This is a genomic window from Pseudoalteromonas sp. CO342X, from assembly GCF_004208915.1.
Taxonomy (GTDB): Bacteria; Pseudomonadota; Gammaproteobacteria; order Enterobacterales; family Alteromonadaceae; genus Pseudoalteromonas; species Pseudoalteromonas maricaloris.
In genome coordinates this window covers 163,347-175,250 of record NZ_SGPH01000014.1, presented here as the reverse complement: position 1 = coordinate 175,250, position 11,904 = coordinate 163,347, and the positions used below count along the sequence as shown (strand labels likewise).

General features: G+C 42.1%; 13 protein-coding genes. 7 read left to right on the top strand and 6 right to left on the bottom strand.

Annotated features, from left to right (window positions below):
- Window positions 1-51: 51 nt before the first annotated feature.
- The 7 genes from EXT47_RS06850 to EXT47_RS06820 all read left to right on the top strand — a co-directional run bounded on the left by EXT47_RS06850 (window position 52) and on the right by EXT47_RS06820 (window position 6,548).
- Window positions 52-264 (top strand): DUF1414 domain-containing protein, encoded by a 213-nt coding sequence (locus tag EXT47_RS06850; RefSeq protein WP_010374035.1) that lies wholly within the window; start codon window positions 52-54, stop codon window positions 262-264.
- 4 nt (window positions 265-268) lie between these two features.
- Complete coding sequence (locus tag EXT47_RS06845; protein WP_130126162.1) at window positions 269-1,789, top strand: DUF3413 domain-containing protein; 1,521 nt, start codon at window positions 269-271, stop codon at window positions 1,787-1,789.
- Window positions 1,790-1,854: 65 nt separating this feature from the next.
- Entirely contained in the window at window positions 1,855-2,331 is a 477-nt protein-coding gene (locus tag EXT47_RS06840) for a DUF4124 domain-containing protein (protein ID WP_130126161.1), read from the top strand.
- A 164-nt stretch (window positions 2,332-2,495) separates the two neighbouring features.
- A complete protein-coding gene (aceK, locus tag EXT47_RS06835) occupies window positions 2,496-4,220 on the top strand; it encodes a bifunctional isocitrate dehydrogenase kinase/phosphatase (protein ID WP_130126160.1) in 1,725 nt (574 codons plus the stop codon).
- 16 nt (window positions 4,221-4,236) lie between these two features.
- Entirely contained in the window at window positions 4,237-5,175 is a 939-nt protein-coding gene (locus EXT47_RS06830; protein WP_010374031.1) for a LysR family transcriptional regulator, read from the top strand.
- Window positions 5,176-5,274: 99 nt separating this feature from the next.
- Window positions 5,275-5,658, top strand: a complete 384-nt coding sequence (locus EXT47_RS06825; protein ID WP_130126159.1) for a hypothetical protein — start codon at window positions 5,275-5,277, stop codon at window positions 5,656-5,658.
- Between the two features lie 281 nt (window positions 5,659-5,939).
- Complete coding sequence (locus EXT47_RS06820; protein ID WP_039497532.1) at window positions 5,940-6,548, top strand: MarC family protein; 609 nt, start codon at window positions 5,940-5,942, stop codon at window positions 6,546-6,548.
- A gap of 37 nt (window positions 6,549-6,585) precedes the next feature.
- Here the strand turns inward: EXT47_RS06820 and mltG are convergent, their stop codons facing one another.
- From mltG to fabD, 6 genes are all read right to left on the bottom strand, one after another.
- Window positions 6,586-7,557, bottom strand: coding sequence for an endolytic transglycosylase MltG (mltG, locus tag EXT47_RS06815; protein WP_039497530.1), 972 nt, complete (start codon window positions 7,555-7,557; stop codon window positions 6,586-6,588).
- Between the two features lie 5 nt (window positions 7,558-7,562).
- Window positions 7,563-8,402 (bottom strand): aminodeoxychorismate lyase, encoded by an 840-nt coding sequence (gene pabC, locus EXT47_RS06810; protein ID WP_039497528.1) that lies wholly within the window; start codon window positions 8,400-8,402, stop codon window positions 7,563-7,565.
- A gap of 33 nt (window positions 8,403-8,435) precedes the next feature.
- Entirely contained in the window at window positions 8,436-9,674 is a 1,239-nt protein-coding gene (fabF, locus tag EXT47_RS06805; protein WP_039497526.1) for a beta-ketoacyl-ACP synthase II, read from the bottom strand.
- 86 nt (window positions 9,675-9,760) lie between these two features.
- The gene (gene acpP, locus EXT47_RS06800) at window positions 9,761-9,997 is read right to left on the bottom strand and encodes an acyl carrier protein (protein WP_010374019.1); all 237 of its coding nucleotides are present in this window, start codon (window positions 9,995-9,997) and stop codon (window positions 9,761-9,763) included.
- Window positions 9,998-10,213: 216 nt separating this feature from the next.
- On the bottom strand, window positions 10,214-10,960 hold the full coding sequence (fabG, locus tag EXT47_RS06795; protein WP_039497522.1) for a 3-oxoacyl-ACP reductase FabG: 747 nt from the start codon (window positions 10,958-10,960) through the stop codon (window positions 10,214-10,216).
- 13 nt (window positions 10,961-10,973) lie between these two features.
- On the bottom strand, window positions 10,974-11,900 hold the full coding sequence (fabD, locus tag EXT47_RS06790; RefSeq protein WP_039497519.1) for an ACP S-malonyltransferase: 927 nt from the start codon (window positions 11,898-11,900) through the stop codon (window positions 10,974-10,976).
- Window positions 11,901-11,904: the final 4 nt, after the last annotated feature.

Sequence of the window (11,904 nt, the reverse complement as noted above, 5' to 3'; positions counted from 1 at the left end):
CCTCTAATGTTAAAATGTAAAAATTATTGCTTTTATAAATTGAACCAACTGATGCCTATCCAATCAAAGTATTCCAATAAACAAGTAGAAGAAATTGTTGACCAATTAGTTAATGTATTAAGCTCGCAAAACGCACCAGTTGATCTCAGCTTAATGTGTTTGGGTAATTCTATCACGCACATTCTAAAAGAACATGTTCCAGAGAGTAAGAGACAATCTGTTGCCGAAAATTTTGCCAAAGCACTTACACAATCAGTAAAGTAACGGAATGAATCTTACACCGCACAGCCCTTTTTCATCAAAAGCAAGTCAATTACTCAGCTGGGGACACTGGTTTACCTTTGCTAACATTGGCTTGGTTTTATTGATTAGCTCAGTTTATTTGTTCGCCGACAAAGCGCCAAGTACCTTTGTCGGTTGGTTTTATATGCTGATCACGTGGATAAGCCATACCAGCTTTATCACTTTTTGTGCGTTTGTATTAACTATCTTTCCGCTTAGTTTAATATTCCCTTACCCGCGACATATTCGCGGGATGGCTGCAATTATTGCCTCGGTTGGTATTGTTGTACTAACAGTGGATGCCTTTGTTTACCTACAACTTGGCTACCATATAAACCCAGCTTCGCTTTCCGATATTTTTGTTTTATTGTGGGAAACCTTAGTCGGATCATCCCTAGTTAATCTCATCATTACCATTGCAATGCTTGGACTGGTGCTCACTTTTGAACTACTCGCAGGCAATTATGCTTGGCGTCATTTGGCCGAGCTTAAATCCTATAAATTCCCTCGCTATGCAACGGGGACCATTGTTACCTGCTTTGCGCTCAGTCATAGCCTGCATATTTGGGCCGATGCGAATGCCTTTTTCGATATCACTAAGCAAGATAATGTATTACCTCTCTCCTATCCTACAACCGCAAAGAGCTTACTCGCCAGACACGATTTACTTGATATCGAGCAGTATGAGGAAGCGCACTCACTAAGCATTGGTGATACGCATTCAAAATACAAAGTCCCTGTAATTTCGGCGGTATGCAAAGAAAAGAAAGATACCACAGAGCAACCTATCAACGTTTATGCTTACACAGATGAGGCGCTGTTCCAAAAAACAGCAACAGCACTTCAGAGCAACGGTAAAAATAACGTGTTCCGAATGGATTCTGTTTTACGCGCAGGAAATAGCAGCGATGCGCTATTCAGCCTGATATACGGTCTACCGAGTTATTATAAAGAGTCTGTCCTGCTACAGCAGCAAGTTCCGGTATGGTCAATTAATAATGACTTAATGAGTGTTAATGCTAACGGCGAGTTCTCTTTTGTTCCCTCTCATCAAGCAAGTAAATTAACAATCATTGAAGTAAGTGACGAAATTGACATTGATAGTTCAAAGTCGTTCGTGGCAATTGATATTAGTGCACAGCAAGCGACGGTATTAACCAGTTCTGCGGTAACGAACATTGAGCTGTTTGCTCAGGCTTCTGGTCTTGTACAGCCCAATGACATCACCTACACCCTGCTAAGCTCTTATCTTGGCTGCGACCCCCTTGCTCAACAAAGTATGCTGGCATCGAACATAAAAACTCGCTCTCATGCAGAAGGCGTTAACTTTACCCAAGGTGTCTTAGTTGCCTTCAAAAAAGACAAAATCACCTTAGTCAATCAAGATGGCAGCTTCAAGCAGATGTCAGCAAAGGAAGGCTTTGTGTTAAACGGTAGTCTAGATATTCCATTTTTAATACAAAGTATTAAGACATTAAAAAAATTCACAGCCCCTGAAGCACAATAACCTTGAACAAAGTGGGATGTCATCTATGGTTAAGTAGATATTAACTGTTACAGCAAGGATGCCATATGCAATTGTATCTAAAACTACTTGTACTTATTTTTGTCTCTACTCATTGTTTCGCCACAACAACGGTAAAATACTTCAAATGCACGACCGACAGAGGCATCGTTTTTAGCCAATTTCCCTGCTCGGCCAATGCGACCCAGCATACGATAACTACATCCGATCCTAAAGCCTCAGCTCCCTCAGAACAGCACTATAAAACGCTAAATAATTTGGAACGTAACCAAATTGCGAAAAGGACAAAGCGTGCGCTCAGAGCCAAACACCATGAAAAAGCCGTGCTCAATCGCAAAAGAGATACCGCGGTTAGAGAGCAACAGGATAAATTAACTAAACTGATGAATGAAGACAGGCGTAAAAAGGTCGTCAGACAAGTTAAAAAGGAAATAAAGGCCATTAATAAGGCATATGCTAAAGCGATTAAAAGCCTAGAGAAAGAGATTTCAAAATTAGAAAAGCAACTCAAAGAATATGAGTGATATAGCCGCTCAATTGCATGGATTGCCTTTTTGAGAATCGCACTTTAGCCAATGAGCATTCGCTATCGTTATACAAATGCTTTAACTGGTATTACCAGATGACTTTTCGCACATTACCTTGTAAAGTGAAACCACTCCGCGTGGATAATTTATGAGGGATGTAGATGCAAGCACAGCAGTTAGCAGAGCGAATTTTATCAGGTTTCCAAAACCACTATCACGCATTTGTAAAAATTACCAAACTGGCACCCATCGCTTTTGCTGCTCAAAATTGGGGAGAGATAGAACGAATAAGTAAAGCGAGGATCAGCCAATACGATAGCAAAGTTGATGAAACCGCACAAAAGTTAATACAACTCTATGGCTCGACGCAACTGGATGAATCGCTATGGTATCAAGTAAAACAGGCTTACCTTGAGCGTCTTACCTTTCACCCTCAACCAGAGCTTGCTGAAACTTTCTATAATTCAGTTTTTTGTCGCCTCTTTCACCGCCGATATTACAATAGCGATTTCATTTTTGTTGAAACCCAGCTAGCTAACGCCACGTCACTCCCTGTAGAAGCTGAGTATCGAAGTTATTTCCCAGTCGTCAATGGCCTCAAGCCCACCATAAAAAGAATTATTGAACATATTGACTTTCATTGTGAATTTGAAGATTTAGATAGAGATATTCGACTACTCGTTAAGGCGTTTCTTAAACAAGCACCTAACACGCATCATCAGGCGCACTTAATGCGCTTCGATATTCTCAGCGCACCATTTTATCGTAATAAAGGTGCCTATATTGTCGGCCGAGTGGTATCTAAATCTGGTGTACAGCCGTTTATCATTTCAGTGTTACATGCACAAACTGGGGGCTTACTGATCGATGCGCTGCTTACCAATAGCTCACAAATGCGAGTGATTTTTGGCTTTGCGCGTGCTTACTTTTTAGTAGAGACTCATGCTCCATCTGCGCTAGTTAAGTTTTTAAATCAACTTATGCCAAATAAAACAAAGGCTGAGCTTTATAATGCCATCGGCTTTCATAAACAGGGGAAAACCGAATTTTATCGTGAGTTTTTACACCACTTAGCTAATTCCGAAGAACAATTTGAAGTCGCACCAGGTACACCGGGTATGGTGATGATGGTATTCACTCTGCCAAGCTTTCCCTATGTTTTTAAAGTGATCCGTGACCAATTTCCAGAAAGTAAGCCATTTACAAAAACAACCGTTTTAGAGCGCTACCAACTCGTAAAGCGCCACGATCGTGTGGGTAGAATGGCAGATACAATTGAATATTCCGATGTAGTGATCCCACTTGCACGTATTTCACCAGCCCTTTATCAGCTATTGCTGGATTCTATCTCTCAAAGTATACGTATTGAGGGGGACAATATGGTGATAAAGCACTTGTATATTGAGCGCCGCATGACACCGCTCAATCTCTTTGTACAGCAAGCCGATGAAGAAACGTGCGAGCAAGTCATTAGAGATTATGGCTATGCGCTCAAAGAAATGCTCGCTGTAAACATTTTTCCAGGAGACATGCTGTTAAAAAACTTTGGCGTAAGTAAACATCATAGAGTTATCTTCTATGACTATGATGAGGTGCAATATCTCACAGAAATGAACTTCAGAGCGCTGCCAAAACAAGGGCTTGATAATATGTACGACTCTGGCGATATTTCCAGTGCACCGCAAGACGTCTTTCCTGAACAGTTGTGTACATTTGTTCTGACAAATCCTACACTAAAGGAAATGTTTCTGCGCCATCATGCTGATTTGGCTGAGGTGTTGTTTTGGCAGCAAGCACAACGCGATATTCGTGAGAAAGTCGTAAGACATATTTACCCTTATCCACATGAAAATCGCTTTCTCCAAGATGCCAAAAAAGAAGAATAATACAAAGGAAAACTGAGTGAACATTAGTAAAATTGACCTTAACCTGCTGGTTTACCTCGATACCTTACTTCGAGAGTGCAATGTAACACGTGCCGCAAATCAATTAAGTATTACCCAACCGGCAATGAGTAACGGTCTTAAGCGTCTCAGAAACCTCTTTAATGACCCTATTTTAGTACGTACCAGCGAAGGCATGGTGCCAACAGAGCGCGCGCTTGAGCTGCAGCCTGTGATCCGTGGCATACTCATGACTTTGGAAGAAACCTTAGCCCCTAACAGGGAGTTTGAAGCAGCGAGTAGTAATCGAGTATTTAGGATTATGGCCAGCGACTATGCTGCAAGTACGCTTGCGCCGAAACTTCTAACTAAACTTCATGAAGAAGCTCCAGATACGACCCTTGATATTCTCACGCCGAGTGATGTTACTTTTCATGATGTAGAAAATGGCAAGGTAGACATGGCAATTAACCGCTTCGAAAATCTACCGCAATCGTTTCATCACAAACGAATTTGGAAGGATAGTTTTTGCTGTCTGGTGAAATCCGATAACCCGGTTATTACCAACTTTACGCTTGATGCCTATTTAAAATCTCGCCATATTTGGGTAAGTAAAACCGGATTTGGTGTTGGGGTAGGAATGGATCCCGCTGATGTACAGAAGCTTGGCTGGGTTGACGAGGCACTTGCACACTTTGGAAAACACAGAAACATCGCAACTTTTACACGTAATTACCACGTTGCAATTCATTTAGCAAAAGAGCAGAACTTAATCGCAACATTGCCGTCAAAAGCCGCGAATATCTATCGTGATGATCCGACCTTAGCGGTTCTGGAACCGCCATTCCCTATTCCGCCGTTTGAGTTAGATATGATTTGGAGCCCGCTATTACACCGCGATGCGAGCCACATTTGGTTGAGACAAAAAATTGCTGAGGTAGCTGAAGAGCTAGCATAGCGATATAACTAAGCTTTGCTTTGGTGCGCTTTTTGAAATTGGTATCGCCAGCTAATTGAACTATCCTTTTATCTATATGCATAAAAGGTGCGATAGAGCATGGCGAAATTCTCTTATAGAGCAACGGTTGATAGTAAAGAGAAACTTATCCACGCAGCCGCATACGGGGAATGCGTGGAAGCCAATATTATTGAGATGTACAAAAATTTAGGGCTTGCACTTAAAGCGAATCAGCTAAAAAGTTTAGTTATCGACGTCTCTCAATTACATATCACCTACGACTATCCAAGCGTGCTAACCGTTTTACAAAAACTCAATCAATTTGTCGATGGGATTACTCTTGCCCGAGTTATCTCCCCCTCAGACACCAAAAGTGGATTAATTGAAGCATTTGCTGACAAGCACGGCTTAACGATTAAGAACTTCGAGAACTACAACGACGCAGTGGCTTGGGTGCATACTGTGAATGAAAAAAATATATAAAATTAAGTGAATATTCAGAATAAAGTCATGATATCAGTGATATTATTTGTCGTTGGTCAATAACAACCGGCCAACCATAAGTAATACCAATTGAATTAATTCTCTAATCAATTTGAAGGGTGAAATAGCATATTAGCTTCGTTAAAAATTTCTCATTTAGAACAACTAAATAGCAAAATTTTTGCCTTGCTACTAAAGCTATTTCCCCGCTTCAAGATAGATCATTTACTTAATACAACTGGTATAATTTGTGAACAACCTTTATTTCATACTAGGGAACTATGGAACACTATATCTCAACGTTCATTTTTTTCTTTGCGGTCATCGACCCCATTGGCACCATTCCAGTATTTATCGCAACCACCACAGGCTTTGATATTGCGACAAAACGAAAAATAGCGGTTAAAGCCACACTGGTTGCAGCCATTGTATTGCTGTTTTTTATTATTGCAGGCGAAATCATTTTAAACGCAATTGGTATTCCCCTACCTGCATTCGCGATTGCCGGAGGCATCGTACTATTCATCTTTGCCATGACAATGATTTTTGGCGAGGGTAAGCCAAGTGAAGAAATTAAGTTAGACAGTAAAGCATCCGATACCGCTATTTTCCCTTTAGCAATGCCTTCTATCGCAAGCCCAGGGGCAATGCTGGCAGCCGTTTTGCTGACTAAAAACAGCGAAAACAATGTATTTGAACAACTCCAAACCTCAATGATTATGCTCAGCGTATTGGCTATCGTGTTAATATTTTTACTAGTTGCGACAAAAATTCATCAATGGATTGGTGATAGTGGCGCAAGTATCGTCAGCCGAGTAATGGGACTTATTTTAGCTTCCGTTGCGGTATCTAGTGTATTGGCGGGTATTAAAGAATATTTTATGTTGTAATAGAGAGTAACGAGAGGGCTAGCCCTCTCTTTCGATGTCATTGTTTCAAAATAAATTTCTTCACCGCTTTATTATGCTCAGTCAGTGTTTTCGAAAAGTGATGCCCACCATCTCCTGACGCAACAAAGTAAAAGTATTCGGTTGTTGCTGGATTAAGTGCCGCATGGATAGCAGCACGAGACGGCATTGCAATGGGTGTCGGTGGCAAGCCATCAATTCGATAAGTGTTATATGGCGTTTTTTCACGGATATCTTCACGTTTAATGTCACCATCAAAGTGCTCACCAATACCATAAATAATGGTTGGATCTGTCTGTAAACGCATACCTTTACGTAAACGATTGATGAAAACCGAGGCTACTTTATCTCTTTCTGCAACTACGCCCGTTTCTTTCTCAATAATCGAAGCCAAGATCAAGGCTTCATAAGGCGTGTTTAAAGGAAGGTCTGGCATTCTATTTTGCCATTCCTTTTCAAGCACACTCTGCATTTTGGTATGAGCACGTTTAAGTAACCGTAGCGCTGAGTCATTTCCATGATAGTGGTATGTATCGGGGTACAACCATCCTTCAGCTGAACTTTGCGATATATTCAGTTGTGCTGTCAGCTTATCAATGTCTTGCGTTAAGTAGGGGGCGCTGAGTAGCTTGTTTTTGACTTCCCAAATGGGCATCCCTTCAATGATTGTAAAGCTAAAGTTGTGTTGATCCCCGCGACTAATTTTGCTGATGGCATCTAGCACAGTTAGCCCTTTAAGATCGTAAAAGCCCGCTTGTAACGCGAATAACTTAGGCTCTAACTTACTATAAAGTTGATAAGGAAAACAGTTAGATAATGCCCCGCTACGCTGCCATAGATGACATAGCTGATTAAATGTTTGCCCAGCCTTTATCTCAACTAATGGCTCAGAGATATTAAGTGGTTCAAATTTAACCTTATTTATTTGCTGAGATAACCACCATGACGCTGCTGCTATCAAAAATGCGACTATGATAAACAGTTTTTTCATTTATATTACTTCCCTAAAAATCGCCTTTTCAATTCATGTAAGTCGGCGATATCGAAATGTTTATTCTCAATTCTTACTACAGGTACCAACTGCATTAAACTATTACAAATAAATACACCATCAGCTGCTTTTAACTCGTCAAAAGCAATATTTTTGACCCTAATGTCGTGTTTACTTTCAAGTGCGCTTAAAAACACCCCTTTAATGCCTGAGCCACTAAGATCTGGTGTATGCAGCGTGTTGTCTTTAATCATGATGATATTTGCCGCTGATGCTTCAATCACCCTATCATTGATGTCCGTCACAATGACATCGTCGCAAACCAATGTCAGTGCATCTTGTTTAATAAGTACTTGTTCTAATCGATTCAGTGTCTTTAATCCAGCGAGTAACGGCTGAATACCCAGTTTAACTCGGCTTAATGCGACCTCAATCCCATTCTGCTGCCAAGTTGTATAGTATGAAGGAAAAGGTAATACCTGAATACTCACACTCAGCTTTGGCGTCTCAGGAGCTTGATAACCACGGCCTCCTTCCCCTCGAGTGATAAGGATCTTTAGCACCGCTTCCGCTTTATCTTTAACTTGCTCTTGAACCAAAAACTCGATTTCGTCTAGTCGTAACTCAGGAAAGCCCAAGCGCTGCTGACATTCCACCAGTCGGTTTCTGTGAAGTGGCCACAAATCAACATTTCCATCACGGACTAACGCAGTGGTAAAAAAGCCATCGCCATAGGCCAATCCTCTGTCAGTGTTAGAAAAAAGCTGTTGATTATCCACATCACTTTCCTTTTTAAGGGTATCAAAAACATAAAAAAACTCGGCAATGCCGAGCTTTTTTATCATAACCTACTTTGCTATAAGATTACTAAGGCTGATCTACACCTTTTTAAATAGCAACGAACCGTTTGTTCCACCGAAACCAAACGAGTTACACAAAGTGTACTCTAGTTTCGCATCACGGGCAGTATGAGGCACATAATCTAAATCACAGCCTTCATCTGGGTTATCCAAGTTAATGGTCGGCGTTACTTTTTGGTCTTGCAGCGCAAGAATCGAAATAATTGATTCAACTGAGCCCGCAGCACCAAGTAAGTGACCCATCATTGATTTAGACGAGCTCACCATCACATTTTTTGCCGCAGAACCAAATACCGACTTAACAGCATGCGTCTCTGCAACGTCACCCGCTGGAGTAGAAGTACCGTGTGCGTTGATATAGCCAACCTGCTCTGCATTGATCCCTGCATCATTCAATGCATTAACCATAGCTTGTGCAGCGCCAGCACCATTTTCTGGTGGTGATGTCATGTGATATGCATCGCCACTCATACCAAAGCCAACCAGTTCAGCGTAGATTTTCGCACCACGAGCTTTCGCATGCTCATACTCTTCCAGTACGATCACACCAGCTCCATCAGCTAGCACAAAACCATCACGGTCTTTATCCCAAGGGCGAGAAGCCGCTTGCGGATCATCGTTACGCGTAGAAAGCGCACGAGCCGCGCTAAAACCACCCATACCAATTGGGGTTGACGCTTTTTCAGCACCGCCTGCTACCATCGCATCCGCATCGCCGTACGCAATCATACGTGCTGCATGGCCAATATTATGAAGGCCAGTTGTACATGCAGTAACAATCGAAATATTTGGACCTCTCAAGCCATGCATGATGGACAAGTGACCAGAGATCATATTGATAATGGTAGAAGGAACGTAAAACGGAGAAAGCTTGCGTGGACCGCTATTTAATAGCTTAACGTGGTTTTCTTCAATTAGCGTCAAGCCACCGATACCAGAACCGATGGCTACACCAACTCTAGCGGCGTTCTGTTCGTTAACTTCAAGACCTGAGTCTTTTAAAGCCTGTACACCTGCAGCGATACCATACTGGATGAAGACATCCATTTTTTTAGCATCTTTAGGGGAAATGTACTCAGTGACATCAAAGTCGTTAACTAAACCAGCAAACTTAGTCCCGAAACCTTCTGTGTCAAAATGCGTGATATTGCGAATGCCACTACGGCCTTCTAATAAGCCCTGCCAGGTAGATGCAACATCATTACCCAGCGGCGTCAACATACCTAAGCCAGTTACTACGACTCGACGTTTAGCCACGGTGTCCTCCAAAAAGGGATTATTATAATAATTGGGGGGTCTAGAAAGAGTTAGGGCAGCGAGTGCTGCCCTAATAGAAAAGCTAGTTACTCAGCGTGAGCAGTAACGTAGTCGATAGCTGCCTGAACAGTAGTGATTTTCTCTGCTTCTTCATCAGGGATCTCTGTATCGAACTCTTCTTCTAGCGCCATTACAAGCTCAACAGTGTCTAGAGAGTCAGCACCTAAATCATCAACGAAAGACGCTTCTGATTTAACTTCTTCTTCTTTAACACCTAGTTGTTCAACAATAATTTTCTTTACGCGTTCTTGGATGTCGCTCATTCTTCTTTCCTTTATTTAAACGCTACTGCGTTAATTTTCAGATTGCGGCGCAGTTTACGACGCATCATTCTGGGATTCAAGGATTGACCCGTACTTTTTTTTCTGGTCAAACCTGTTACAAAGCTTTGGATCTTTTTATCGCCTATTTTCGCGACGATTTCAAGTACGTTGTCGACAAGATCACAAAAATTTCAATTGATTTGTGATCTTAGCGGGTTAAACCATGTACATCGCACCATTTACGTGCAAAGTTTCACCAGAAACATACGCTGCCGCATCTGATGCTAAATAAACCACAGCCGCTGCGATTTCTTCTGGCTGACCTAAACGACCTGCTGGTACATTCGCCAAAGTCGCTGCTTTTTGCTCATCAGTTAGCTCATCCGTCATGTCTGTCTGAATGAAGCCCGGTGCTACAGTATTTACCGTAATACCACGAGATGCAACCTCACGCGCCAATGATTTTGTAAAACCAATTACACCCGCTTTTGCAGCAGCATAGTTAGCTTGACCCGCATTACCCATAGTGCCCACTACCGAGCCAATGTTAATGATACGGCCATTTTTCTTCTTCATCATTGGGCGAAGTACCGCTTTTGATAAGCGGAAAATAGATGACAAGTTTGTATCGATGATGTCATCCCACTCTTGATCTTTCATGCGCATCAGCAAGTTATCGCGTGTGATACCAGCATTGTTTACCAACACATCGATATCACCTAAGTCTGCTTTGATTGCATCCAAAGTTGCTGCGATTGAGTCGGCATCTGTCACGTTTAGGGCATAACCTTTACCATTTTCGCCTAGATACTCAGAGATACGCTCTGCACCAGACTCACTCGTTGCTGTACCCGCAACTTTTGCACCTTGTGCCACTAAGGCGTTAGCGATTGCTTTACCAATACCACGGCTAGCACCCGTTACTAGTACTACTTTTCCTTCTAAAGAAAATAAATTACTCATAATGCTCTCGTTATTATTCTGCTGCAGCAATGGCAGCTAAATCATTTACTGACACACACGACACTGAGCGGTCGATGCGTTTGACAAGACCCGAAATCACTTTACCAGGGCCGAACTCAAAAGTTGTTGTAACACCTTCTTTTGCAACCGCTTGTACAGTTTCAGTCCATCTTACTGGACTATAGAGCTGACGAATAAGCGCATCTTTTATTGCTGCAGCATCTTTTGCAACAGCAACGTCAACATTGTTGATCACATCAAACTTTGGCTCTGAAAAAGCGAGTGCTTCAAGATCTTTGGCTAATTTATCAGCCGCAGGTTTCATTAATGCGCAATGAGATGGAACGCTAACTGCAAGTGGTAATGCGCGTTTAGCTCCTGCTTCTTTACACGCTTCAGAAGCTCGATTTACGGCTTCAACGTGACCCGCAATCACCACTTGGCCTGGTGAGTTGTAGTTTACCGGCGAAACAACGTCACCCTGTGCAGATTCGGCACACACCTTGGCAATCACGTCATCATCCAAACCAATAATTGCCGCCATTGACCCGGTGCCAGCAGGAACTGCTTCTTGCATGTATAAACCACGTTTTTCAACTAACTTAACGGCATCTGCAAGGGTTAATACTTCTGCACATACTAGTGCAGAGTATTCACCTAGACTATGGCCTGCTAGTGTCAGTTCAGCTTCAACACCTTTCTCTTGCCATGCTCTAAAGATAGCAACACTTGCGGTTAATAATGCCGGTTGAGTACGATGCGTTTGGTTTAATTCTTCTTCAGGACCGTTTAGCACAAGTTCGGCTAAATCGTAGCCTAGTGCTTCTGAGGCTTCAGCGAAAGTCGCTTTAACGATATCAGAAGATGCTAATAATTCAGATAACATGCCCACGCTTTGTGAGCCCTGTCCTGGGAAAAATAATGCGATTTTTTGTGACATATTG